This window comes from Chromobacterium indicum (genome assembly GCF_039708975.1).
GTDB classification, from domain to species: domain Bacteria; phylum Pseudomonadota; class Gammaproteobacteria; order Burkholderiales; family Chromobacteriaceae; genus Chromobacterium; species Chromobacterium piscinae.
This window is the reverse complement of sequence record NZ_JAYFSJ010000003.1, coordinates 64392-90161: the sequence shown is the minus strand read 5'-3', so window position 1 is coordinate 90161 and position 25770 is coordinate 64392. Positions and strand designations below refer to the sequence as shown.

23 protein-coding genes are annotated in these 25770 nt (G+C 64.5%); 11 read left to right on the top strand and 12 right to left on the bottom strand.

Features of this window, described 5'->3' with window-relative positions; translation table 11 throughout:
* Positions 1-124: 124 nt before the first annotated feature.
* Positions 125-1720 (bottom strand): malate synthase A, encoded by a 1596-nt coding sequence (gene aceB, locus VA599_RS05180; RefSeq protein ID WP_346787860.1) that lies wholly within the window; start codon positions 1718-1720, stop codon positions 125-127.
* Between the two features lie 125 nt (positions 1721-1845).
* On the opposite strand from aceB, the gene VA599_RS05175 reads away from it, so the two are divergent.
* Positions 1846-2742 carry a LysR family transcriptional regulator gene (locus VA599_RS05175; RefSeq protein ID WP_346787859.1) on the top strand — a complete coding sequence of 299 codons (897 nt, stop codon included), beginning with the start codon at positions 1846-1848 and terminating at the stop codon, positions 2740-2742.
* A 93-nt stretch (positions 2743-2835) separates the two neighbouring features.
* Entirely contained in the window at positions 2836-3540 is a 705-nt protein-coding gene (gene treR / locus VA599_RS05170; protein ID WP_104947746.1) for a trehalose operon repressor, read from the top strand.
* A 238-nt stretch (positions 3541-3778) separates the two neighbouring features.
* Here treR and VA599_RS24130 read toward each other — a convergent pair whose 3' ends face one another.
* Positions 3779-4195 carry a WapI family immunity protein gene (locus VA599_RS24130; RefSeq protein ID WP_429838548.1) on the bottom strand — a complete coding sequence of 139 codons (417 nt, stop codon included), beginning with the start codon at positions 4193-4195 and terminating at the stop codon, positions 3779-3781.
* A gap of 558 nt (positions 4196-4753) precedes the next feature.
* Here VA599_RS24130 and treP point away from each other — a divergent pair.
* The 5 genes from treP to bcaP all read left to right on the top strand — a co-directional run bounded on the left by treP (position 4754) and on the right by bcaP (position 11455).
* Positions 4754-6208: a PTS system trehalose-specific EIIBC component gene (treP, locus tag VA599_RS05165; protein ID WP_346787858.1), complete on the top strand. Its 1455-nt coding sequence runs from the start codon at positions 4754-4756 to the stop codon at positions 6206-6208.
* A complete protein-coding gene (treC, locus tag VA599_RS05160) occupies positions 6201-7850 on the top strand; it encodes an alpha,alpha-phosphotrehalase (protein ID WP_346787857.1) in 1650 nt (549 codons plus the stop codon). Before treP ends, treC begins: the two co-directional genes overlap by 8 nt.
* 105 nt (positions 7851-7955) lie before the next feature.
* On the top strand, positions 7956-9224 hold the full coding sequence (locus VA599_RS05155) for a carbohydrate porin (RefSeq protein ID WP_346787856.1): 1269 nt from the start codon (positions 7956-7958) through the stop codon (positions 9222-9224).
* Positions 9225-9336: 112 nt separating this feature from the next.
* A complete protein-coding gene (locus VA599_RS05150) occupies positions 9337-9783 on the top strand; it encodes a hypothetical protein (protein ID WP_021476538.1) in 447 nt (148 codons plus the stop codon).
* Between the two features lie 274 nt (positions 9784-10057).
* Complete coding sequence (gene bcaP, locus VA599_RS05145; protein ID WP_021476537.1) at positions 10058-11455, top strand: branched-chain amino acid transporter BcaP; 1398 nt, start codon at positions 10058-10060, stop codon at positions 11453-11455.
* Between the two features lie 55 nt (positions 11456-11510).
* On the opposite strand, the gene VA599_RS05140 is transcribed toward bcaP, so the two are convergent.
* The 5 genes from VA599_RS05140 to VA599_RS05120 form a co-directional block, all read right to left on the bottom strand.
* A complete protein-coding gene (locus tag VA599_RS05140) occupies positions 11511-12170 on the bottom strand; it encodes a dihydrofolate reductase family protein (protein WP_346787855.1) in 660 nt (219 codons plus the stop codon).
* Positions 12171-12277: 107 nt separating this feature from the next.
* On the bottom strand, positions 12278-13741 hold the full coding sequence (locus VA599_RS05135; protein ID WP_021476535.1) for a DegQ family serine endoprotease: 1464 nt from the start codon (positions 13739-13741) through the stop codon (positions 12278-12280).
* Between the two features lie 128 nt (positions 13742-13869).
* Positions 13870-14502 carry an endonuclease III gene (gene nth, locus VA599_RS05130; protein WP_104947739.1) on the bottom strand — a complete coding sequence of 211 codons (633 nt, stop codon included), beginning with the start codon at positions 14500-14502 and terminating at the stop codon, positions 13870-13872.
* Positions 14499-15275, bottom strand: a complete 777-nt coding sequence (gene rsxB, locus VA599_RS05125) for an electron transport complex subunit RsxB (protein WP_346787854.1) — start codon at positions 15273-15275, stop codon at positions 14499-14501. The genes nth and rsxB overlap by 4 nt, the downstream gene beginning before the upstream one ends.
* Before the next feature lie 25 nt (positions 15276-15300).
* Complete coding sequence (locus tag VA599_RS05120; protein ID WP_346787853.1) at positions 15301-16197, bottom strand: LysR substrate-binding domain-containing protein; 897 nt, start codon at positions 16195-16197, stop codon at positions 15301-15303.
* 105 nt (positions 16198-16302) lie between these two features.
* On the opposite strand from VA599_RS05120, the gene VA599_RS05115 reads away from it, so the two are divergent.
* From VA599_RS05115 to VA599_RS05100, 4 genes are all read left to right on the top strand, one after another.
* The gene (locus VA599_RS05115; protein ID WP_346787852.1) at positions 16303-16617 is read left to right on the top strand and encodes a carboxymuconolactone decarboxylase family protein; all 315 of its coding nucleotides are present in this window, start codon (positions 16303-16305) and stop codon (positions 16615-16617) included.
* Between the two features lie 10 nt (positions 16618-16627).
* Positions 16628-17032: a tautomerase family protein gene (locus tag VA599_RS05110; RefSeq protein WP_346787850.1), complete on the top strand. Its 405-nt coding sequence runs from the start codon at positions 16628-16630 to the stop codon at positions 17030-17032.
* Positions 17029-17586 (top strand): DUF4865 family protein, encoded by a 558-nt coding sequence (locus tag VA599_RS05105; protein ID WP_346787849.1) that lies wholly within the window; start codon positions 17029-17031, stop codon positions 17584-17586. Before VA599_RS05110 ends, VA599_RS05105 begins: the two co-directional genes overlap by 4 nt.
* Positions 17587-17688: 102 nt before the next feature.
* Positions 17689-19578 (top strand): methyl-accepting chemotaxis protein, encoded by a 1890-nt coding sequence (locus VA599_RS05100; protein WP_346787848.1) that lies wholly within the window; start codon positions 17689-17691, stop codon positions 19576-19578.
* A gap of 54 nt (positions 19579-19632) precedes the next feature.
* On the opposite strand, the gene VA599_RS05095 is transcribed toward VA599_RS05100, so the two are convergent.
* From VA599_RS05095 to VA599_RS05075, 5 genes are all read right to left on the bottom strand, one after another.
* Positions 19633-20343, bottom strand: coding sequence for a class I SAM-dependent methyltransferase (locus VA599_RS05095; protein WP_346787847.1), 711 nt, complete (start codon positions 20341-20343; stop codon positions 19633-19635).
* Positions 20344-20551: 208 nt separating this feature from the next.
* Complete coding sequence (locus VA599_RS05090; protein ID WP_346787846.1) at positions 20552-21514, bottom strand: SphA family protein; 963 nt, start codon at positions 21512-21514, stop codon at positions 20552-20554.
* 134 nt (positions 21515-21648) lie between these two features.
* Positions 21649-23613, bottom strand: a complete 1965-nt coding sequence (acs, locus tag VA599_RS05085) for an acetate--CoA ligase (RefSeq protein WP_104947730.1) — start codon at positions 23611-23613, stop codon at positions 21649-21651.
* A 74-nt stretch (positions 23614-23687) separates the two neighbouring features.
* Positions 23688-25367: a cation acetate symporter gene (locus tag VA599_RS05080; protein ID WP_429838546.1), complete on the bottom strand. Its 1680-nt coding sequence runs from the start codon at positions 25365-25367 to the stop codon at positions 23688-23690.
* Positions 25367-25675, bottom strand: coding sequence for a DUF485 domain-containing protein (locus tag VA599_RS05075; RefSeq protein ID WP_104947729.1), 309 nt, complete (start codon positions 25673-25675; stop codon positions 25367-25369). Before VA599_RS05075 ends, VA599_RS05080 begins: the two co-directional genes overlap by 1 nt.
* Between the last annotated feature and the right edge of the window lie 95 nt (positions 25676-25770).

Below are 25770 nucleotides of genomic sequence, written 5' to 3'. Positions count from 1 at the left end.
GAGGGAAGTAGACTCCGCTTCGATCGGCTTGGCAAGCGCGGGTTCCGTGCCGGCGGACGCCGCAGGCGTGGGAAAAAATGCCAAACGGCCCCGATAGGGGCCGCTCGGATGGCAGAGACGCCGATCAGGCGATGTACTCGTAACCCGGCAGCGTCAGGAATTCGACGAAGTCGTCAGAGGTGGTCAAGAGGTCGAACATCTTGGCCGCGTCTTCGTACTGGCGGGTCCAGCGGGCGCCGTATTCGGCTTGCAGCTTGGCCACTTCGCGGGCCTGCAGCTCGCGGAACAGCTCAACCGTCACCTTACGGCCGTCGTCCAGCACGCCCTTGGGCGAGCGTATCCACTGCCAGATCTGCGAGCGCGAGATTTCGGCGGTGGCGGCGTCTTCCATCAGATTGTGGATGGGCACGCAGCCATTGCCGGAAATCCAGGAACCCAGATACTGGATGCCGACGTTGATGTTCATCGACAAGCCGGCTTCGGTGATCGGCGCTTCCGGCTGGAAGTTCAACAGGTCGGCGGCGGAAACCTGCACGTCCGGGCGCTGCTTGGCGATCTGGTTCGGCCTGTCTCCCAGCGCGGCGGTGAAGGCGGCGTCGGCGATCGGCACCAGGCCCGGGTGGGCCACCCAGCCGCCGTCGTAGCCGTCGGTGGCGTCGCGGTCCTTGTCCGCCTTGACGCCGGCCAGCGCCTTCTCGTTGGCTGCCGCGTCGTTCTTGATCGGAATCAGCGCCGCCATGCCGCCGATGGCCGGCGCGTCGCGGTGGTGGCAGGTTTTCAGCAGCAGCAGCGCGTAGGCGCGCATGAAGGGCACGGTCATCGTGATCAGCGCGCGGTTGGCCAGGCAGAAGTCGCGGTTCTGCTTGAACTTCTTGATGCAGCTGAAGATATAGTCCCAGCGGCCGGCGTTGAGGCCGGCGGAGTGGTCGCGCAGCTCGTAGAGGATTTCGTCCATCTCGAAGGCGGCCAGAATGGTCTCGATCAGCACGGTGGCCTTGATCGTGCCCTGAGGGACGCTCAACTCGTTCTGGGCGAACACGAAGACGTCGTTCCACAGCCGCGCTTCCAGATGGCTTTCCATCTTCGGCAGGTAGTAATAGGTGGCGCTGCCGTTTTCGCGCAGATAGCGGATGTTGTGGAAGAACGACAGGCCGAAGTCGAACAGGCTGCCGGATACGATCTCGCCGTCCACCTTGACGTGCTTTTCCATCAGGTGCCAGCCGCGCGGGCGCAGCAGCAGGGTGGCGATGGTGTCGTTCAGTTTGTACTGCTTGCCCTCGGGGCTCGCGTAGGAAATGGTTTTGCGGTAGGCGTCGCGGACGTTGATCTGACCGGCGATCTGGTTATCCCAGCTTGGGCAGTTGGAATCCTCGAAGTCGGCCATGAAGCTTTTGGCGCCGGAGTTCAGCGCGTTGATCATCATCTTGCGTTCCACCGGGCCGGTGATCTCCACGCGGCGGTCGAGCAGATCCTGCGGCAGCGGCGCGATCTTCCAGCCGCCGGCGCGCACGGCGGCTGTTTCCGGCAGGAAGTCCGGCAGCTTGCCGGCGTCCAGCTCGGCCTGGCGCGCGGCGCGGGCGGCGATGCGCTCGCGCCGCGTCGGCTCGAAGCGGCGGTGCAGCTTGGCGACGAAGGCCAGCGCCTCGGGGGTGAGGATTTCGGCGTAGGCCGGGGTGATGTCGGCGAGGATTTCCACGCCCTGCGGAAGGGTGACTGCCATGCGCGCGCTCCTGTGTAGAGAAGATGACATGATGATGCTGCAATGCAATGTTTGACAGTCTATTCGCCATCCAAGTAAAAAGAAATGGCATGAATTGCACAACATTTTTTACTTTTAGGTAGCTAATGAGCGAGCTGAAGCAGCTGGAGACCTTTGTCGCCGTAGTGGGCCTGGGCAGCTTGTCGGCCGCGGCGCGGCAATTGGGCGTGGTGCCGGCGATGGTGGGGCGGCGTCTGGACGCGCTGGAAGAGCGGCTGGGCGTGCGCCTGCTGGTGCGGACCACCCGCAGCGTCGCGCTGACGCAGGAGGGCGAAGCGTTTTATGAAGACTGCCAGCGGATACTGGCCGATCTGACAGAGGCGGAGGCCGCGGCGGCGTCCGGCAGCGGCAAGGCCCGCGGCCATCTGCGCTTGTCCGCGCCCGCCGGTTTCGGCCGCCGCCACGTGGCGCCCCACCTTGCCGCCTTTCAGCGCCTGCATCCGGAAGTGAAGGTGACGCTGGACCTGTCCGACCGGCTGGTGGATCTGCAGCGCGACCGCATCGACTGCGCGATTCGCATCTCGGACCTGTCCGATTCCGGCCTGGTGGCTATCCGGCTGGCGGAAAACCATCGGGTGGTGGTGGCGTCGCCGGCCTATCTGGCAGCTCAAGGCGCGCCGCGCACGCTGGAGGATCTGCAGCATCACCAGTGCCTGTCGCTGGGCGAAAGCCAGAGCCGCGGCTGGAGCTTCGTGGTGGACGGCAAGCCGGTGAACCTGAAGGTGTCCGGCGCGCTGGAGTGCAACGACGGCGCGGTGCTGCACGACTGGGCGCTGCAGGGCCTGGGCCTGGCCTGGCGCTCCTTGTGGGAGGTGAAGGGCGACCTGTCCGAAGGCCGGCTGACGACGGTGCTGGACGATTTTTCGTCGCCGGACTACCCGGTGTACGCGGTGGTGGCGCAGCGGCGGCTGCTCCCCGCCAGGGTGAGGCATTTCATCGACTATCTGCGCGCCGCCTATGCCGCGCCCGGCTACTGGGATTAAGCGCGGATGCCGGGCGGTTTGCCGCGCCGGCGCCGTCTTGCTAAGGTAGGGCCTCGCCGCGGGAGGGGCCGCGCGCATAAGAAGACGAACAACGTGAACAAATACCATCAGATCTATTCCGACATCGTCGCCGACATCGACAACCGGCGCTACGCCCAGGGCGAGCGCATCCCATCCGAATCCGAGCTGATGCACAGCTACGACGCCAGCCGCGGCACCGTGCGCAAGGCGGTGGACATGCTGCAAGAGCGCGGTTACGTGCAGAAAATCCACGGCAAGGGCGTGTTCGTGCTCAAGCCGGGCAATATCGAATTCCAGCTCAGCGGCATCGTCAGCTTCCAGGAAATGAACGAGCGCATGGGACGCAAGGTGGTGTCGCAAGTGGCCGAGCTGGCGGAGCAGCCGGCCGACGCGTCGCTGGCCCAGGCGACTGGCCTGGCCGAGGGCGCCGCCATCGTCAAGATCAAGCGGGTGCGCAATATCGACGGCGAAAACGTGATTCTGGACATCAACCATTTCGTCGCCGAACTGGTTCCCGGCCTGAATGAGGACATCGCCGTCGGCTCGATCTACCGCTACATCGAGCAGGAGCTGGGGCTGACCATCAGCTACGCCCAGCGCATCATCGAGGCGCAGCCCTGCAACGACGACGACCGCCGCTACCTGGACCTGAACGGCATGGACCACGTGATCGTGGTCAAGAACCTGACCCACCTCTACGACGGCCGGCTGTTTGAATACACGGAGTCGCGCCATCGCTTGGACAAGTTCTATTTCACGGATATTGCGCGGCGCTAGCATTTTCCCTCGGTGCGAGGGTGTGCAGAGTTTGTGTAACCAGACTTTGGGCAGGGAAAGGGGAGGCAGGCCACGGTTAATTTAATCTGGCTGAGTTGATGGAAATCGTGGTCTGTTCCTTGGAGGAGTGCGATGTTTGAAGAAGTTAAACAGTACATAAGTCCGTCAGAGGATGAACTAAGTGGCCCAGCGGCTGAGTTAAGCCGACCGGCGGCGCCGGTTCGGCTTGAATGAATTGTTAGCCCTCAACCCGTATCCACCGTGCCGAGAGCGCTCTTGTGAGTTGCTGAGGCTCAAACGAAAAGCCAAACGACACGGAATGCCAAAAAGAGCCCTCTTGGTCTTGGGACCAGTATCCCGTGCTGCCCTCTACCGCCAAGTGCCCGCGACTATTCACGGAAAAGATGCGTAGCTTAAGCTCATCGGGCGACATGGATTCTAGTGTGGCCTCACCATTGAGCGAGTGCTCTAGTGAAATGAGAGCAGTGCAAAAGGCAGAGAACTCTCCATCAAAGACCCAAAGATCGTTGTGCCCCCTAAAACCACCTGACAGTACGTCAATCGTGATGTATACGTCGCCGCGGTTCTGAGTGGCCGGATCGTCCTCAATGGCAATAGACATCTCGAAATGGGAACCAGAATTTTCAAATCTCATGACGCTCATGTGAGTGCTAACTTTCAAGCTGAGCCGCGAGCGGTGGCTGGGCATGGAAGGCCTAGGATGAAATGGCGGGCCTGTAGTGCCCAGCCGTTGCGAGTCGGCTTGAGCGCAGGGTTAGAGCGCTATTCATTGCCGCGCCCTGCCCATAGGAATGCGGCAAATACCACGTACCCCGGATACTGCCATGATTTCTGGGCCTCTGCGACTCTGCCACTCGGCGGAACTCCCGGTTAAACCGGGATTCCGCCCTACGGGAGACGATATTTGTAGGATGGATGCCCCGAAGGGCGATCCACCGCTGATAGCGGAACAGATCCAATTCGACAGGCCCGGCGCGGAGTGATCCGCCCGGGCCTTCTCTTTTCCCTCTGTTGCGAAATGGCGGCAGTCGGTTTGACTTTTCGCAAACTCGTACATACGAGTGTTGACCATCTTGTATGTACGAGTTAATTTGCCCTTGATTGTCATGCAGACAATCGCCACGAACAGGCGGATTTCCGGCATTGTGCCGGGAGCGAATCCACCGCCGCGACAAGGGACAGGGGAGAGACGATGAGTCACGACTACCAAGCGATCGCCGCGCAGATACTGGAAAGCATCGGCGGCGCGGCCAATATCCGCCAGGCGGCGCACTGCCTCACCCGGCTGCGCATTTCATTGCTCGACGAATCCAAGGTGAACGGGGACGCGCTGCGCCAGGTGGCGCTGGTGAAGGGCCATTTCAGCAATGCCGGAGTGTTCCAGATCGTCATCGGCGCCGGCGACGTGGACCGCGTCTACGCCGAGATGGTGAAGCAGGGCGGCGTGGCCCGCGCCACCATCGCCGACGTCAAGGCCAGCGGCGACGCCAAGCAGAACCGGCTGCAGCAGCTGGTCAAGGTGTTTTCGGACGTGTTCATGCCGATATTGCCGGCCATCGTCATCGCCGGCCTGCTGATGGGCGCCAACAATCTGTTGGGCGCTAAGGGCATGTTCATCGCGGACAAGAGCCTGCTGGACGCTTACCCGGGCCTGTCCGGGCTGTGGGGCCTGATCAATATGATGGCCAATACCTCCTTCGTGTTCCTGCCGGCGCTGGTGGGCTGGTCGGCGGCCAAGCGCTTCGGTGGAAGCGAGATTCTCGGCATCGTGCTGGGCCTGCTGCTGGTGCATCCGGACTTGCTCAACGCCTGGAACTACGGCAAGGCGGCCGCCGGGCTGGACGGCGCGTCGGTGCCGTACTTCGACCTGTTCGGCCTGCGTATCGAGAAGGTGGGCTACCAGGGCCAGATTCTGCCCATCCTGGCCGCCGCCTGGGTGATGTGCCGCGTCGAGCTGTGGCTAAAGCCGCGGGTGCCCAACGCGGTGCAGCTCTTGGTGGTGCCCATCATCACCATCGCGGTCAGCGGCTTTCTGGCGCTGGCGGTGATCGGCCCGCTGGCCCGCCACCTGGGCATCGCCGTCACCGACGCGCTGGTCTACGTGTTCAACCTGGCGCCGTGGCTGGGCGCAGCGCTGTTCGGCGCGCTGTACGCGCCGCTGGTGCTGACCGGCATGCACCATATGTTCATCGCGGTAGATCTGCAGCTGATTGCCAGCCAGGGCGGTACCTTCATCTGGCCGATGATCGCGCTGTCCAATATCGCTCAGGGCAGCGCCGCGCTGGCGATGTTCTGGCTGGCCAGGAACGCCAACGACAAGAATATGGCGTCCACCTCGGCGGTGTCGGCCTTCTTCGGTATCACCGAGCCGGCGATGTTCGGCGTCAATCTGCGCCACAAGCTGCCGTTCTACGCGGCGCTGGCCGGCTCCGCCTCGGCGGCGGTGCTGATCAGCCTGGGCCACGTCAAGGCATCGGCCATCGGCGTCGGCGGCCTGCCGGCCTTCATCTCCATCATTCCGCAGTACATCCCGCTGTTCCTTGTGGGCACGCTGGTGGCCTTGATCCTGCCTTTCGGCTTGACCTGGCTGCTGGCGCGCCGCCAGCTGGCCGCGGTTTCTCAAGACGAGGCCGCGCAGCATGCTTAAGGACATGAAACAGGCGGTGGTGTACCAGATCTACCCCAAGAGCTTCAGCAGCCATCGCAACCAAGCCACCGGCGACCTGCTGGGCGTAGTGGACCGGCTGGATTACCTGGCCTGGCTGGGGGTGGACTATTTGTGGCTGACGCCGTTCTACCGCTCGCCGCAGCACGACAACGGCTACGACGTCAGCGACTATTACAGCATCGATCCAGCCTACGGCAGCATGGCGGATTTCGAGCTGCTGCTGGCCGAGGCCAAGCGGCGCGGCATCGGCGTGATGCTGGACATCGTGGTCAACCACACTTCCATCGAACACGCCTGGTTCCAGCAGGCCTTGCAGGGCAGGGACAACCCCTACCGCGATTTCTACATCTGGCGCGACGTGCCCAACAACTGGCAGTCCAAATTCGGCGGCAATGCTTGGGAGAAGGACGAGGCCAGCGGCCAGTATTACCTGCATCTGTTCGACAAGACCCAGGCTGACCTCAACTGGGAAAACCCGGCGCTGCGCCAGGCGGTGTTCGAGATGATGCGCTTCTGGCGCGACAAGGGCGTGGCCGGTTTCCGGTTGGACGTGATCAATCTGATCTCCAAGGACCCGGCCTTCTCCGAGGACGACAGCGATGGCCGCCATTTCTACACCGACGGTCCGCGCGTGCACGAATACCTGCAGCAGATGCACCGCGAGGTGTTCGCCGGCCACGACTTGCTGACCGTGGGCGAGATGTCGTCCACCTCGCTGGAGCACTGCATCGCCTACAGCCGGCCGGAGCGGGGCGAGCTGAGCATGACCTTCAACTTCCACCATCTGAAGGTGGACTACCCGGACGGCGAGAAGTGGCGGGCGGGGGAGGTGGATTTCATCGCGCTCAAGCGCATCCTGTCCGACTGGCAAAGCGGCATGCACGCCGGCGGCGGCTGGAACGCGCTGTTTTGGTGCAATCACGACCAGCCGCGCGCCTTGTCCCGCTTCGGCGACGACGGCCGCTACCGGACCGAGTCCGCCAAGATGCTGGCCACCGCGCTGCATGGGCTGCAGGGCACGCCCTATATCTACCAGGGCGAGGAAATCGCCATGGCCGATCCGGGCTTCGGCGACATCAGCCAACTGCGCGACGTGGAAAGCCTGAACGCCTATCGGCAGTTGCTGGAAGAGGGGTTTCTCGAGGCTGATGCGATGGCGGTGATACGCCAGCGCTCGCGCGACAACGCCCGCACGCCGATGCAGTGGGACGACGGTCCGCATGCCGGCTTCAGCGCGGCCGAGCCGTGGATAGGCGTGGCGGCGGATGCCGCCGAGATCAATGTGGCAGCCGCCATCGGCGACAAACAGTCCACGCTGCACCACTACCGGCGCTTGATCCAGCTGCGAAAGCAGTACCGGGTGTTCGCCGACGGCGACTACCGCTGCCTGACGCCGGACCACCCGAGCCTGTGGGCCTACACCCGCCGCAGCGGCGATGAAATGTTGCTGGTCATCAACCACTTTGGCGGCGACAACATCCATTACCAGCCGCCGCCGGACGCCGTGCCGGAGGGTTGGACGCTGGAGCTGCTGCTGTCAAACCATCCGCCGCATGCCGACGGCCAGTTGAGGCCCTGGCATTCGCTGCTGTACCGGGCCGCGCCGCCAAGCGCTTCTTAACCGCCCCCGCACCCGAATACCGCTTTCATGCCGGCCGCCAGGCCGACAGGGCGGAGCTTTGCCCGCGCCTGGCGCGCGACCATCTACAATGATAAGGAGACAAGAATGAGGACGAAAACGATAAGCTGGCTGTGCGTGCTGCTGCCGCTGGGGCATGGCCTGCCGGCCTGGGCGGATGATGCGCCCGCCGCCGCGCCGGCGCCGCAGATCAGCGCCGAGCAACTGAGCGGCGCGGTGAAGAAGGCGTTGGACGATATGGGTTTCCAGTTTGACGGCTATCTGCGCAGCGGCTTTTACGGCAGCGTGGGCGACAATCAGCCCAAGGGCCAGTACCAGCTGGGCGGCGATCTGCAGCATTTCCGCTTGGGCAACGAGGGCGATACTTATATAGAGTTCGGCGTCGGCAAGAAATGGGCGCTGGGCAATGGCGTCAGCTGGGGCGCTTACGTGATGCCCACCATCTACAACGGCAAGACCAGCGCCTCGCAGGTCTATGGCTACATCAGCGGGCTGGAATTCGCGCCCAATCTGACGCTGTGGGCCGGCCAGCGCTACCACCGCATCCAGGACATCCACATCCTGGACAACTGGCTGATGCAGGACGGCGATAACTACGGCGCCGGCGTGGACGGCATCGCCGTCGGCAAGGCCAAGTTGAACCTGTCGGTGTCCTCGTCCGGCAGCTACGCCAACGACAATGCCACCCCCAACAACGCGCGCCGCGCCAACTTCCAGCTGACCGGCATTGAAACCAACCCCGGCGGCAAGCTGACCTTGACTGGCGCGGCGATAGGAGGCGATTTCGCCATCGGCAAGCCCGGCGCGGCGCTGGGCCTGCTGCACAATCAAAAGGATTTCCTGGCTCAGGGCGTCAATAATTCGCTGTTTCTGCAAACGTCCACCGGCCACGCGTCGCTGTCCGGCCAGTTCTACAATCTGGACAGCAATGGAGCGTCGCAAGCCGGCGCGAGGCAGAATCGCGTCGCCGACGTGATGGATTGGCAGCGCGGACGCTTCGGCGGCCAGGCGGTGCTGGGCTGGCAGACGACAGCGCCGGACAACGCCGCCAAATACCGCGATTCGACCTTGGGCGGCCGGTTGTCCTACGGTGTGGCGGCCAACGTCAAGCTGCTGACCGAAATCGGTCTGACCAGCCGAGATACGGACAACCAGCCGCTGCAGCGGCTGAACAAGGCGACGCTGGCGGTGGCGTTCTCGCCGAACACCGATTTCTGGACCCGGCCGGAGCTGCGGGTGTACGCCAGCCATTACAACTGGAACAACGCGGCGGCGCAGGCCAATCTGACCACCTTCGCCGCCAATGGCCGCACCCACGCCAACACCTTCGGCGTGCAGCTGGAGGCGTGGTGGTAAGCGCGGCTTGAGCGGTTTTGCAAACGATTGTTTACGGTGCCGCGGCGGGAGTCGCGGCACTTTGTCGTTTGGGGGTAGTCTGTCTGGCGTGGCGAAATATCGGGAGAGGGCGATGAGTGGTTTGCTGACAGGCGGCTTGGCCGCCTTGCTGCTGGTTTCCGGCCTGGCCTGGGCGGATATCGGCGATTCCGCGGCATCGGCGCCCCGCGTCCGGCTGGAGTGCCTGCCCGACAGCGACGGCGCCGACTGGCATGGCTGGCTGTCCGCCAGGCTGGCGCTGCGAGGGCTGGAGGAGGGGCCGCCGCCGGGCTGGCGGCTGTGCTTCGCCGAGGAGCAGCGGCAGCAGTGGGTGGATCAACCCATGGATTGGCGTTACGACGGTTACTGGCGGCAACCGCCGTACCGGCTGGAGCAGTGGGCCGAGCTCAGCCTGACAGTGAAGGGCGAAGATGGCGCGGTATTGTGGAGCGGCCGGGAGCGGCTGGGCGATGGCGACAACCGCCGCGCCAAGCTGGAGCAGGCCGCCCGCAGGCTGGTGGACAGGATGCCGCTGCCGTGATTGGTTTTTATTATGACTATTGATTATTTTCTTGTAAGCTATTGGTGTTTTCCCGTATTGTGACCGCAGCCTCCTGCGGTAGTATCGATGGCCTCCGCGAGCATGGCCTGCACATGGCAGACAAGACAGGGCAGCCGCAGAGGGACAAATCAGATCACAACAGCCGAATCCGAGTATGAGGCGCCCGCCTGGACCGCGGGCGTCTTGTCGTTTCAGCGCCGCCGCCATGTACGGCGGCGCGGATCGGTGCGGGCAAGATACGGGATAGTAGACAATGAGTTTGATGCGCAAGAAGAGCGTGCAAGGCATGTTGGCCGCCGCTCAGACTTCGCGCGGATTGAGAAAAGAGCTCTCCGCGTTCGACCTTACCATGCTGGGCATCGGCGCCATCATCGGCACCGGGATTTTCGTGCTCACCGGCACCGGCGCCACCATCGCCGGCCCCGGCCTGGTGCTTTCCTTCGTCATCAGCGCCTTCGCCTGCGGCTTCGCGGCGATGTGCTATGCCGAATTCGCCTCCATGCTGCCGATTTCCGGCTCCACCTACACCTACGCTTACGCCACGCTGGGCGAGCTGATCGCCTGGATCATAGGCTGGGACCTGCTGCTGGAATACCTGCTGGCCTCGTCGGCGGTGTCGGTCGGCTGGTCCGGCTACTTCCAGAGCCTGTTGTCCGGTTTTGGCGTCACGCTGCCGCAGGCGCTCACCGCCGCGGCCGGCTCGGTGCCGGGCAAGGAAACCTTGTTCAATCTGCCGGCTTTCTGCATCGCGATGATCATCACCGCGCTGCTGGCCTTCGGCATCAAGGAATCCAAGCGCGTCAACAACATCGTGGTGCTGATCAAGGTGGCGGTGGTGGTGCTGTTCATCGCCATCGGCGTGTGGCACGTGAAGCCGGCCAACTGGGAACCGGCGCTGCCGTTCGGCTTCTCCGGCGTGTTCCACGGCGCGGCCATCGTGTTCTTCAGCTTCATCGGCTTCGACGCGGTCACCTGCGCGGCCGAGGAAGTGAAGAATCCGGCCAAGGACATCCCGCGCGGCGTGATCTGGTCGCTGGCGGTGTGCTCCATCCTGTACGTGGTGGTGGCCGCCATCATGACCGGCATCGTGCCCTACATGCAGTTTGCCGGCGTGGACCACCCGGTGTCGCTGGCGCTGCAAGTGGCCAAGCTGGACTGGTTCGCCGGCTTCGTCGATCTGGGCGCCATCTTGGGCATGATGACGGTGATCCTGGTGATGACCTACGGCCAGACCCGCATCCTGTTCGCGATGAGCCGCGACGGCCTGCTGCCCAAGATCTTCTCCGAGGTGAACCCGAAATACGGCACGCCGTACAAGGCCACTTGGCTGATCGGCACCATCATCGCGCTGCTGGCCGGTTTCGTGCCGCTGCACACGCTGGCCGAGCTGGTGAACATCGGCACGCTGGCGGCTTTCGCGCTGATCGCGCTGTCGGTGATCGTGCTGCGCAAGCGCGAGCCGGACCTGCCGCGCAAGTTCGTCTGCCCGGCGGTGCCCACCATCCCGGCGCTGGCCATCCTGTGCTGCGGTTTCCTGATGACCCAGCTGTCGCTGCTGACCTGGACCTGCTTCGCCGCCTGGCTGATCATCGGCCTGGTGGTGTACTTCGGCTACTCGCGGCGCAATTCGCTGCTGCACAATCCGGCCTGATCCGGGCCGTGTTCGGATAAAGCGGAGCCCATGGGCTCCGTTTTTTGTTTCCGTCTCAGGCGGGCATGCCGGGTCTGAGCAATAGCAGATGGCAGGCCCGCTCGCCCGGCACCAGCTCCTCGCACTGGTAGCCGAGCGCGGGAAGATCCAGCCCGGCGAACAAGGCTTCGCCGCTTCCCAGCAACGTCGGCGCGATGGCGAGGTGCAGCTCGTCGATCAGGCTGGCGCGCAGGTATTGCCGCACCGCGTCGACGCCGCCGCCCAGCCTCACATCCCGGCCGCCGGCCGCTTCGCGAGCCCGCTCCAGGGCCGAGAGGACGCCATCGGATACGAAGTGGAAAGTCGTTCCGCCCTTCATGGCGAGAGTGGGGCGGGGGTGATGGGTCAGCACGAACACTTGCGTGCGGTAGGGCGGCTCTTCTCCCCACCATCCCTTCCATTCCAGATCCGGCCAGGGGCCGCGCAGCGGGCCGAACATATTGCGCCCCAATATCCAGGCGCCGACGTTGTCGAAGCCCCGTTCGATGAAACCGTTGTCCACCCCGGTTTCACCGCCGATGCCGCCGCCGTGCAGGCGCTGGAAGGCGGCGGTGGCGAACGCCCACTGGTGCAGCGCCATGCCGCCGATGCCCAGCGGGTGGTCGAGGCTCTGCGCCGGTCCCGCGCCGAAGCCGTCTATGGACAGGGAAAAGCAGGCTACGCGCAGCTTGCCCATCGCGTTCTCCATTGGTGGGAAATTGTGTCATGTCCGATTTATAGACGCGGAAGCGGGATGAAAAAACGCCGCCCATTGGGCGGCGTTTTTTATCGGAGCGGATGAGCTTAGTCGGTGCGCAACGCGATGTAGAGCACCGCTTCGCCGCGCCTCACCAGCAGCGCGGCGTGGCCGCCGGCGCCGGCCAGCGCTTTTTCGAAGGCGTTGATGCTGGTGATGTCGTTCTGGTTCAGCCCCAGGATGATGTCGCCCGGCATCAGGCCGGAGCGCGCGGCCGGGCCTTGCGATTTCTGGATCAGCAGGCCGCCTCGGATGCCGAGGTCGGCGCGCTGGTCGGTCGTCAGCTCGCTCAGCGTCAGGCCCAGCTTGCCGAACTGGTAGCCCTGCGGCGAGTTGTCGCTGGCCGGCTTCGTGGTGTTGCCCGGCTCCGGCGCCTGTTCCACCAGCGTGGCTTCCATCGTCTTCTCGAAGCCCTTGCGCCACACCACCAGCTTGATCTTGGTGCCGGGGCCCAGCGAGCCCACCAGCATCGGCAGGTCCTTGGAGCTGTCGATGGACTGGTTGTTGAGCTTCAGGATGATGTCGCCGGCTTGCAGGCCGGCCTTGGCGGCAGGACCCTTGGGATCGACGCGCACCACCAGCGCGCCGGACGGGCGCTGCAGGCCGAACGATTGCGCCAGCTCCTGGGTCACTTCCTGAATGTTGACGCCCAACTGGCCGCGGCTGACCTTGCCCTTGGTCTTCAGCTGGTCGGCCACCTGCATCGCCAGATCGATGGGAATGGCGAAGGAAATGCCCATGAAGCCGCCGGAGCGGCTGTAGATCTGCGAGTTGATGCCGACCACTTCGCCGCGCAGGTTGAACAGCGGGCCGCCGGAGTTGCCGGGGTTGATCGCCACGTCGGTCTGGATGAAGGGCACCAGGGTCTCGTCCGGCAGGCTGCGGCCCTTGGCGGAGACGATGCCGGCGGTGACGGTGTTGTCGAAGCCGAACGGCGCGCCGATGGCGGCCACCCATTCGCCTACCTTGAGATCGGCCGGATTGCCTATCTTGGCCACCGGCAGGTCAGCCGCGGCCACCTTCAGCAGCGCCACGTCGCTGCGCTTGTCCAGGCCCATCAGCTTGGCGCGCAGTTCGCGCTTGTCGGTCAGCGTGACGCGAATCTGGCCGCCGTCGGCCACCACGTGGGCATTGGTCAGGATGAAGCCGTCGCTGCTGATGATGAAGCCGGAGCCGTAGGATACGCTTTCCTCCGGTCCTTGCTCCTGCTGGGGCGGCTGATTGGGCATGAAGCGGCGGAAGAAGTCGTACAGCGGGTCGTCTTCCGGCACCGGGAAGGGCATGTTGCCGCTTTGCTGCGGCGCGGCCGAGCCTTCGCGGGTGGCCTGGATATTGACCACGGCCGGGCCGTCGCGGCTGACCAGCTGGGTGAAGTCGGGCAGCAGCATGGCTACGCGGCCATCCTGCTGGGCGGGAATGGCGACGGGGGCGGGCTGGTTGCTGCCTTTGACAAGCTGCTCGATTCTGTCGCAGCCGGACAGTAACGACGCCGCGAGCAGGGCGCCGGCCATGATGCGAAGACTCGTTGTCACTGGCAATCCTCTTGTTAGCTGGCTGATTCGAAAAGGTAAATGGGGGCGAACAGTGGAATATACAATCCGTCTTCTGTCATCGATATCGAATTTCGACTCTATTTTTATCATAACGGTTTTGCCGGATATTCGCAGAGGTCCGCGATCACGCAGCGCTGGCATTCGGGTTTTCTGGCCTTGCACACGTAGCGGCCGAGCAGGATCAGCCAGTGGTGCGCGTCCAGCTTGAATTCAGCTGGCACGAACTTGATCAGCTTGTCCTCCACTTCGCGCACGTCCTTGCCCGGCGCGATGCGGGTGCGGTTGGCGACGCGGAATATATGAGTGTCCACCGCGATGGTGGGCTGGCCGAAGGCGGTGTTGAGCACCACGTTGGCGGTCTTGCGGCCGACCCCGGGCAGGGCCTCCAGCGCCTCGCGCGTCTGCGGCACCTCGCCGCCGTGTTTTTCCAGCAGCAGCCTGCAGGTGGCGATCACGTTTCTGGCCTTGGTCTTGTACAGGCCTATGGTCTTGATGTATTCGGTCAGGCTTTCCTCGCCCAGCGCCAGCATCGCGGTGGGAGTGTTGGCCACCGGGTACAGCCGGCGCGTCGCCTTGTTGACGCCCACGTCGGTCGCCTGGGCCGACAGCAGCACCGAGATCAGCAGCTCGAACGGCGTCGTATATTCCAGTTCGGTGGTCGGGTGCGGGTTGTCGTCGCGCAGGCGGCGGAAGATTTCTTGGCGTGTGGCGGCGTTCACTCTTTGTCCTTGTCTGCTTCTTGCTGGGCGGCCTTCATGGCGGCGGCGCGCTCCATCGCGGCGCGTATCACCGCCATTTTGTCGGAGGATGCGGTGGCGGCTGCCGGCGCCTGCTGCTTGGCGCGCTCCATCGCCTTGCGGATCAGCTCGTTCTTGTCGGCGGCGCTTACCGTCGGGGAAGGCTCGGCGCTTGGAGCGAAGGGCGTGGTTGACTGAGGCTGCGCCGCTACGGCCGCGCGATCGGCCAGCCGTTTGGCCTTGTCGGCGGCGTCGCGGTCCTTGCGCGCCTGGCGGGCGTCGTAGCGCTTGCGAGCCAGCACGGCGCGCGCCATCACCCGTTCGCGTTCGCCGTCGGCCGGATCGGCCACCGGGACGAGGTCGATGCAATCGACCGGACAGGGCGCCAGGCACAGTTCGCAGCCGGTGCATTCGTCGGCGATCACGGTGTGCATCTGCTTGGCCGCGCCGACGATGGCGTCCACCGGACAGGCCTGGATGCACAGCGTACAGCCTATGCAGCTGTCTTCGCGGATCACGGCCAGCGCGCGCGGCTTGGGCTGAGGGCCGGCGGGATCGAAGGGGATGGCCGGCTTGCCCAGCAGTTCCGCCAGCGCCCGGATGCCGTCCTCGCCGCCCGGCGGGCAGCGGTTGATCGGGTCGCGGCCTTCCGCCAACGCTTCCGCGTACGGGCGGCAGCCGGCGTGGCTGCATTGTCCGCACTGGGTCTGGGGCAGCAGGGCGTCGATCCGTTCGACGAGGCTGATCACGGGCATGCTTCGAATTCCGCTTCAAAAACCGTTAATTATCGATGTTAAGCGCCTCCGCTTCAACACCCGGGGCGGTCAATTGCGCCAGCAGAATGTCGTGCAGCCGCTGCGCCGGGGCTGCGGGACGGGATTCGGCGCGGCACAGCAGCAGGTCGATGGCGGGCAGAGGCGGCAGGCCGTGCAGGGCCGGGTCCAGTATCCGCAGGCCGGATGGCAGCTGGATGGCGGTGCGGGCGCTGACGCCCAGCCCGGCGCGCACCGCCGACCACAGCCCAGCCAGGCTGCTGCCGCTGGCCGCCATGCGCCAGGGGCGGCCAGCCCGGTCCAGGGCGCCGCATGCCTGGGCGCGGATGACGCAGGGCGGGTCGAACAGCGCCAGCGGCAGCGGGCCGGGCGCGAGCTGGCCGCTGGCTGGGCCGATCCAGTGCACGGCGTAGCGGCCGATGGCCGCGCTGTGCGGCGCGCGCGGACCTGAATCCCAGGCCAGCGCCAGATCCAGTTCTCCGGCCATCACCAGCTGCTGCAATTCCTGGCTGCGGGCCACCCGCATTTCCACCCGGACGTCGGGACAGGCGCGGGCGAAACGTCCCAGCGCCAGCGGCAGCACGCCTTCGCCGAAGTCCTCGGCCAGGCCCAGGCGCACGCAGCCGGCCAGCGAGGCGCCGCGCGTCGCTTCCACCGCCTCGTCGTTCAGTTCTAGCAGCCGGCGGGCGTAGGACAGCAGCACTTCGCCGGCCGGCGTCAGCTCCAGGCCGCGGCCGCTCTTGCGCAGAATGGCCACGCCGGCCTGCTCCTCCAGTTTTTTCATCTGGGCGCTGACGGCTGAGGTGGAGCGGCCCAGCCTGTCGGCGGCGCGGGCGAAGCTGCCCAGCTCCACGCCGCTGGCCAGGCTGGCCAGCACGTCCAGATCCAATAAAGTTCGTCTCATGATAACTATCCTGAAATTTGGAACTATTTGTAAAAATATATCTGATTTTAAGGATTGTTTGATTGGTTTACAGTGCAATGGCCATCCCAACCCAAGGAGCCAGGAGTGTTCTCCCACGCAGATGCCATGCCCCGGCTGGCCCCCAAGCTGGCGGAATTGACCAGCCAGGTTTTGTTCGACGATGTCTGGCGGCGGCCGGGTTTGAGTCCGCGCGAACGCAGCCTGGCCACCATTGCCGCCCTGATCGGCCAGGCCCGGCCCCATGCGCTGGACTTTCACCTGCGCCGCGGCTTGGAGAACGGCTTGAGCGCTGAAGAACTGGGCGAGCTGCTGACCCACCTGGCCTTTTATGTCGGCTGGCCATCCGCCACCGCCGCGCTCGAGCAATTGGACGCGGTTTTGACCTCGCAAGCTGAATAAGGAGAACGCCATGCCCTATGCCCGCATTTCCCTGCGCAAAGGCAAGCCACCGCAATACCTGCGCGCGCTGGCCGACGGCATTCATCAAGCCATGGTGGAGTGCATCGCAGTGCCGCCCAAGGATCGTTTCCAAGTGATCCATCAGCATGAGGCCGAAGAGATGATCATCGATCCGGATTACGGTGGCGGCCCGCGGTCCGACGACTTCGTGCTGGTGACGCTGCATCTGGGGCGGCCGCGGACTACAGAAGCCAAGGCGGCGCTTTACGCCAGGATGGCCGAACGCTTGAGCGCGTCGCCGGGCCTGGCGCCCGCCGATCTGATGGTGGTGTTGATCGATGGCGAGATGGACAACTGGTCGTTCAGCCATGGCCGGCAGGCCTCGGCGTTGAGCGCCGAGGAGCTGCGGCCATGATAGCCATGCGCTACCGGATCGCGCTGCCGGCCGATTATCCGATGGAGATCATCGAGCGCCGCATCGCTGAGCGCGGCCATCTGACCGACGGCCTGCCTGGGCTGGGCCTCAAAGCCTATTTGTACAGCCGCGCGGGCGAGGATGGCGCGGTGGCGAACGCTTACGCACCGTTCTATCTATGGCGGACTTCGGAGGGCATGCGCGATTTTTTGTCCGGACCGGGCTTCGCCGCGCTGTGCGGATCGTTCGGCAGGCCGGTGGTGGAAAGCGCCGTAGCCTGGTTCGGCGAGTGGAAGAACGATGTGGCCGAGGCTCGTTACGCTGCGGTGGAGAGGCTGCTCTTGCCGGCAGGGGAGGGAGTGGATGCTTGGAGGGCGGTGCAGGAGGGCTGGCGAGAGAGCTTGTGGAATGGCGACGGCGAGCTGGCCGTGGCGGCGACCTTCGATCCCGCGAGCTGGACCTTGGTCCGCTTGCGACTGTCGCGACACCCTTTCGAGTCCGATGGAGGCGGCGCGCGCGAGCTTTACCGGGTGGGCAGGGTGTCGCTTGGCTAGCAGGGTTGGTCGGGCGGTTTTTGTAAAAAAATGAACAAGATGGCTTGGCCGTATGTACAGGTGCGCTATGGTGAAAATACTCACTTTTCCGGGCAGCCTGTCATGAAAATCGCTCACAAAGCCGGCCTGATTTCCGCGCTGGTGCTGGCCGCCACCTTGTCCACGCTGTCGTGGCTGCAATACCTGAGCGTCGCCGACAGCATCCGCAGCGGCAAGGAGCAGGAGGTGGTTCAGACCAGCCAGGTGCTGGCCGAGCAGATCGCCAACTGGCTGAACGGCAAGCTGGCGCAAATCCAGCTGATGTCGGAAACCATAGATTCCAATTTCAGCGGCGAGCGCATCTTGGAAGTGTTCCAGCGCCCGATGCTGAAGAAGGAGTTCAAGCTGATCTTCGGCGGGCTGGACACCGACGGCAAAAAAATCTCCAACGATTCGTCGTGGAATCCGCCGCCGACCTGGGATGCCCGCAAGCGGCCGTGGTACCCGGTGGCCAAGGCCGCCGCCGGGGTCGGCCTGACCGATCCCTATCCTGACGCCGCGTCCGGCGAGATCCTGATTTCGGTGGTGGCCAAGCTGACCGACAAGGGCGCATTCAAAGGCGCCTTCGGCGGCGACTTGAGCCTGAAGTCGGTTTCGGACGCGCTGAATACCGCCACGTTCAACGGCGCGGGCTACGCCTTCCTGCTGTCGTCCGACGGCAAGATCATCAGCCATCCCGACGCCAAGCTGAATGGCAAGACCGTCGCCGAGCTGTTCGGCGGCACCACTCCCGCGCTGGGCGACAAGGTGCAGGAGCTCCAGGTCGGGGGCCAGCGGCTGATGGTGGCCTTCCACCCGCTGGACCGCCTGCAACCGGCCAAGTGGCTGGTGGGGGTGGTGCTGGACGAGGACAAGGTGATGGCCGAGGCCAGGCAGATAGGCTGGCGCGGCTTCTGGGGCGCGGTGATCGGCGTGGTGCTGAGCATGGCGATATTGAGCACGCTGATGCAGCAGATCCTGCGCCGTCCGTTGCAGCAGTTGAAGCTGTCGCTGGCCGAGCTCAACAGCGGCAACGGCGATCTGACCCGCCGTGTCGACGAATCGTCCAATGACGAATTCGGCGAAGTGGCGCGGGAGCTGAACCGCTTCATCGCCTACCTGCAGCGGCTGATCGGCGATATCCGCCAGATTTCGACGCGGGTGTCGCAGGGCGCGGAACAGAGCGCCGGCGAGGCGAGGCAGAGCAGCGGCGAGGCCAGCCGGCTGCAGCAGGAGCTGGAGCAATTGGTGGCGGCCATCCGCCAGATGGCCGAAGCTGCCGGCGAGATGACGTCCAGCGCCGGCGCGGTGGCCGAGTCGGCGCGGCTGGCGCATGAGGAGACCGGCAGCCGGGTGTCGCTGGTGACGCAATCCAGCCAGTCGATACGCCGCCTGGCCGACACGCTGGACGAAACCTCCCGCTCGATGAACGAACTGGCCGAGTTCAGCAAGAACATCGAATCCATCGTCCGGGTGATCACCGGCGTGGCCGAGCAAACCAATCTGCTGGCCTTGAACGCGGCGATCGAGGCGGCGCGGGCCGGCGAGATGGGGCGCGGCTTCGCGGTGGTGGCGGACGAGGTGCGCAAGCTGGCGTCGCAGACTCAGCAGGCGACGCAGGAGATCCGAACCATGATAGAGCAGTTGCAGCGCGGGGTCGGGGAGGCGAGGCAGAAGATGGACGAAAGCCGCGAGCGCGCCAGCAGCACGGTCAAGGACGCCGAGCAGATCAGCGAGATGCTGCTGCGCATCCAGGACGTGATTTCCGACATCAACGCCAAGAACGGCGAGATCGCCGGCGCGGTCGACCGCCAGAGCCGGATGACGCAGGAAATCAACGACAGCGCCGGCAATATCCAGCACATAGGCCAACGCGTCAGCGACGCGGCCCAGGTGCAGCTGCAGCACTGCAACGACACCGCAGCCGACGTGGCCGAGCAGGACAAGATGATAGGGCGGTTCCGGCTGGAGTGAGCCGGAGCATAGTTGCAAACAGAGGCGGAAGCCCGATATCGCCGGGCTTCCGCCCTATTTTTTGCGCGCCAGCATCGTCATCAGAAAGTCCTTGCCGAACAGCTGGCTGGATGCGGGCATCTCCCGCATCGGAGCGATGGCCTCTATTTCCAGCCATGGCGACCATAACTCGCGCAAGCGCCGTTCGTCGTACCCCAGCCCGCCGCCCAGGCTGTTTTTCTCGTATACCTCGGCGTCGCTGAATCCGCTGCCGCCTGACGGCGCGAAGCACACCAGGCCGAAATGACCGCCCGGTCTCAGCATGCGGGCGACGCGCGCCATGTATTGATGGCGGCGATGCGGAGCGAGGTGATGGAAGCAGCCGCCGTCGTAGACCAGATCGGCCGAACCTTCCTCGAATGGAAACTCGAATACCGAGGCCTGGATGATTTCGACGCGCTGTCCGCTGGCGGCGACGCGCTCGCGGGCCCAGCCGATGGCGGATTCGGAGAAGTCCACGGCCCGAACGCGAAATCCCTTGCCGGCCAGGTGCAAGGCGTTGCGGCCGTGGCCGCAGCCCAGATCTATGGCCAGTCCCGGCGCAATGCGTCCAGCGTCCAGCCAGCCTGCGAGGTTTTCGTCGGGCGCGTCGACGAAGAAGGGGCAGGGGCGTTGCCGATTCGCGTAGAACGACGGCCATTTCTCATTAGCGCTGGCGAGGAGAGCGTCAAGGCGAGCCAGTTCTGCTTCATTCAGGGTAGTGAAGTCTGGCGGGGCAGGCGTCATCGGCTACAGGCTTTCATTTGGAGGTTGCAGGCTTTCGCCATGCGTTTGCCAGAGGGACGCAAGTCTGCGGGCGGAACTGGCATTCCGAGGGCTTGGGCCAACATTGGCGGAAAGCCTGGAAAGCCATTTTTCCCCATGCGGGGGCCTGCGGAATGAAGACGGGAACGTGATAGCCCGACAGGCTCGCGCTTGCCCATGCTGTGGGAAATCACATTGGCACGAACAGCGACAGCCAGGCGTTCCAGCCGGCGGTGCGGTTCTTGGCGTCGAACTCGTCGTAGGCTTTCAGATTGGCGTACCACTTGTTCTTGCCCACCTTGAAGAAGTAGCCGGCTTGCGGTCCCAGGGCTGCCACTTGCGATTTCAGGTTCTTGTTGCCGATGCCGGGTGCGGAATCGTTGCTGAGCTGGTGGTAGGCGTAGCCGACCAGGCCGATGTGGAAATCCTCGTTAAGGAACTGCGACAGCGACACGTCCAGATGCGCGTCGGCGCCGTTGCGGTAGTCGGTGTCCGGATTCTTCTGGTTGACGGTGAGGCCGAGCACGGCGGAGAACTCGGTGCCGCTGTTCTCGTTGAGATAGGTGTAGCCGCCGCCGGCGTCGTACGACCAGTGGTTGAGGCCGAGGTTGGCTGCGCGGTTGACGTCGTAGTCGCCCGCCGGCACGCCTATCGTCGCGTAAGCCAGGTAGTTGTGGCTGCCCAGCTTCCATTTCAGCGTGGCCATCGGGTACAGGTCGCCGATGCCTGAGCGGCTGTCGTCGCTGCTGGCGGAGCGGGTCCGGCCGCGGGCCGTGGTGGTGGATTCGTTGTCGTAGACGTCGGTGCGGCCGTACAGGCCAGTCAGCGAGAATGCCGCCTGTGCGCCGGCCACCGGGGTGGCGAAGGTGTAGGCGGGCGTGATGAACAAGGTGTCGCTGGGCGTGCTCAGCGCGCTGTCCCGCACCCGCCCGTTTTTGTTCTGCTTGCGGGTCTCGGAATTGGCGTAGGCGTGGTAGCCGCTGAAGGTCCATGACCAGCCTGGATCGTTCCGCACGGCGGCGAAGGTGCCGATTTGGCCGGGCAGCCAGAAACTCAGGCCGCCTTCGTCGGCGTGGGCGGAGGCGATGAACAGGCATCCCGCCGCCAGGAAAAGCGAGGAGAGGCGGACGAGGTGGGGGATCTTGTTCTTCATGGCGGAAGCTCTTGCGGTATGGCCGGGGTGAATGCCATTTGAGTTTCGCACAATATCATGACGGGGAATAGCGGAGCGGCCGCAAATGAAAAAGCCGGAGCCGCGATGCGGCTCCGGCTCGGCGGTCCGGAGATTTACAGCGGCTGTTGCAGTTGCGCCAGGATTTGCGGATTCTCCAGCGTGGACACGTCCTGAGTGATTTCCTCGCCCTTGGCGATGGAGCGCAGCAGGCGGCGCATGATCTTGCCGGAACGGGTCTTGGGCAGGTTTTCGCCGAAGCGGATGTCGTCCGGCTGCGCGATCTTGCCGATCTCGTGCGCCACCCAGTTTTTCAGCTCGGCCGCCACCGCCTTGGCGGCGTCGCCCTGAGGACGCTCGCCCTTCAGCACCACGAAGGCCACCACCGCCTCGCCCTTGACCTCGTGCGGCTTGCCGACCACGGCGGCTTCGGCGACCAGCGGGTTGGCCACCAGCGCCGATTCGATCTCCATCGTGCCCAGGCGGTGGCCGGACACGTTCAATACGTCGTCGATGCGGCCCATGATCCAGAAGTAGCCATTTTCGTCGCGGTGGGCGGAGTCGCCGGCCAGGTAGTACTTGCCGTCGAACTCGTCGGGGAAATAGGTTTTCTTGAAGCGCTCCGGGTCGTTCCAGATGGTGCGCACCAGGCTGGGGAACGGTTTCTTGATCACCAGGAAACCGCCGCGGCCCGGCTCCACCTGGGCGCCGGACTCGTCGACGATGTCGGCGATCACGCCCGGCAACGGCAGCGTGCACGAACCCGGCTTGGTGGCGACGGCGCCCGGCAGCGGGGCGATCATCGCCGAGCCGGTTTCCGTCTGCCACCAGGTGTCGACGATGGGGCAACGGCCGCCGCCGACGGTTTCGTGGTACCAGATCCAGGCTTCCGGATTGATCGGCTCGCCGACGGTACCCAGCACGCGCAAGGACGACAGGTCGTACTGCTTGGGCAGGTCCGCGCCCAGCTTGATCAGCGAGCGGATCGCGGTGGGGGCGGTGTAGAAAATGGACACCTTGTGCTGCTCTATCATGCGCCAGAAGCGGCCGGCATCCGGATAAGTGGGCACGCCCTCGAAGATCACCTGGGTGGCGCCGTTGGCCAGCGGGCCGTAGCAGACATAGCTGTGGCCGGTGATCCAGCCGACGTCGGCGGTGCACCAGAAGACATCGTTGGGCTTGTAGTCGAACACCCAGCGGAAGCTGTTGAGCGCGCCCAGCAGGTAGCCGGCGGTGCTGTGCTGGATGCCTTTGGGCTTGCCGGTGGAGCCGGAGGTATAGAGGATGAACAGCGGGTCTTCGGCGCCCATCCATTCCGGCTCGCAGGCCTCGCTCTGGCCTTCGATCAGCTTGTGCCACCAGACGTCGCGGCCGTCGGTCCAGTCGGCGCCGCCGTTGGTGCGCTGGTAGACCACCACGTTCTTCACCGATTCCGCGCCTTCCAGCTTCAGCGCCTCGTCGACGGTGGCCTTCAGCGGCACGCTCTTGCCGCCGCGCACGCTTTCGTTGGCGGTGACAACCAGGGTGGCGCCGGCATCCTGGATGCGGTCGCGCACCGCGCCGGCGGAGAAGCCGCCGAACACCACCGAGTGGATGGCGCCGATGCGGGCGCAGGCCTGCATCGTCACCACCGCTTCGATGCCCATCGGCATGTACACCACCACGCGGTCGCCTTTTTTGACGCCCAGGCTTTTCAGGCCGTTGGCGAACTGGCAGACGCGGCGGTGCAGTTCGGAGTAGGTGACGCGGGTGACTTCGCCGTCGTCGGCCTCGAAGATGATGGCGATCTTGTTGGCGTTGCTGGCCAGGTGGCGGTCCAGGCAGTTGTAGGATGCGTTCAGCACGCCGTCGTCGAACCACTTGAAGAAGGGCGCCTGGCTGTCGTCCAGCACGCGGGAGAACGGTTTTTTCCAGGTGATCAGTTCGCGCGCCAGATCCCCCCAGAACGACAGGTAATGATCGTCCGCCTGCTCGCACAGCGCGTGGTAGGCCTCGATGCCGCTGATGGATGCCTTGCGGCGAAACTCTTCCGATGGGGCGAAGCTGCGGGTTTCCTTGAGGATGGAATCTAGCGTGGACATGCGTTTCTCCAAAGTCTTTGGTGTTATCGCCGCGCGCCGTCATCCGGCGCGCGGCATGTCAATGATGATGACATTTAATGCTTGCTGGCGCCACTGGCCCCGATGCCGGTCATCGCCCGCACGTACTGCGCGTCGAACTTGGCTTTTTCTTCCTCAGCCTGGGCGGAGGTGTCCAGTACGGAGACCAGCCAGGTGACGACGAAAGCCAAGGTCATCGAGAAGATGGCCGGGTTCTTGTACGGGAATACGGCGTGCTCGTGCTTCAGCACTTCCACCCACACCGCCGGGCCCAGCACGATCAGCACCACCGCGGTCAGCAGGCCCACCAGTCCGCCGATGACTGCGCCGCGGGTGGTCAGGCCCTTCCAGAACATCGACAGGAACAGCACCGGGAAGTTTGCCGAGGCGGCGATGGAGAAGGCGAGGCCCACCATGAAGGCGATGTTCTGCTTTTCGAACACCAGGCCCAGCACGATGGCCACCACGCCCAGCACCACGGTGGTGATCTTGGAGACGCGGATCTCGTCGGCCTCGTTGGCCTTGCCGTGCTTGATCACGCTGGCGTACAGATCATGGGACACCGCCGACGCGCCGGACAGCGCCAGGCCGGCCACCACCGCCAGGATGGTGGCGAAGGCCACCGCGGAGATGAAGCCCAGGAAGATGTCGCCGCCGACAGCGTCTGCCAGGTGGATGGCCGCCATATTGCTGCCGCCGACCAGTTGGGTGACCGATTTGCCGTTCTTGACCACGGTCTCCATCATGCCCGGCTGGTTCAGCACCAGCATGATGGCGCCGAAGCCGATGATGAAGGTCAGGATGTAGAAGTAGCCGATGAAGCCGGTGGCGAAGAACACCGATTTGCGGGCCTCCTTGGCGTCCGCCACGGTGAAGAAGCGCATCAGGATGTGCGGCAGGCCGGCGGTGCCGAACATCAGCGCCAGACCCAGCGAGATGGAGTCGATCGGGTCGGCCTTGCCCGGCGCCATGATGGCGGCGCCCTTGCCGTGCGCGGCCACGGCTTTTTCGAACATCACTTCCGGACTGAAGCCGACGGTGGACAGCACCATGATGGCCATGAAGGTGGCGCCGGACAGCAGCAGCACCGCCTTGATGATCTGCACCCAGGTGGTGGCCAGCATGCCGCCGAACAGCACGTAACAGACCATCAGCACGCCGACCAGCAGCACCGCCGAGCTGTAGCTCATGCCGAACAACAGCTGGATCAGCTTGCCGGCGCCGACCATCTGCGCGATCAGGTAGATCGCCACCACCACCAGTGTCGACAGCGCGGCGAAGCTGCGCACCGGCGTCTGGCCCAGCCGGTAGGAGGCCACGTCGGCGAAGGTGTACTTGCCGAGGTTGCGCAGCCGCTCGGCCACCAGGAACAGGATGATGGGCCAGCCCACCAGGAAGCCCATCGAGTAGATCAGGCCGTCATAGCCCTTGTCGAACACCAAGGCGGAAATGCCGAGGAAAGACGCCGCCGACATGTAGTCGCCGGCGATCGCCAGTCCGTTCTGGAAACCGGTGATGCCGCCGCCGGCTGCGTAGAAGTCGCTGGCCGACTTGGTGCGGCGCGCCGCCCAGTAGGTGATGCCCAGCGTGAAGGCCACGAACAGGAAGAACATGATGATGGCGTGCCAGTTGGTGGCCTGCTGCTTGACATCGCCTTCAATCGCGCCGGCCGCGCAGGCGAGCGCGGGCAGCAACGCCGCCGCGCCGGCGGCGAGTTTCAGTTTGGTTTGCCGCATCATTTGGCCTCCTCGACGATCTGCTGGGTCAACGGGTCGAACTCCTGGTTGGCGCGGCGCACGTAAATGCCGGTCAGCACGAAGGCGGACAGGATGATGAACACGCCGACCGGGATGCCCACGGTCATGGTGGCGCCCTGGTATAGCGGCGTGCCCAGCCAGGACGGGGCGAAAGCCAGGACCAGGATGAAGCCGTAGTAAATGACCAGCATGACGATGGCCAGCGTCCAGCCGAGGCTGGTTTTCTTGTGGACCAGTTCCAGATACTTCGGATTGGACTGGATCTTCTTCAGAGTCTCCTCATTCATGACATCCTCCTTTGGGGGTGCTGCGCTCGTGTGGCGCTGCTGAAAAAATAAAAGAGGAAGCCGGAGGGATGCTAATCGTATTTTCTGATGCTTTG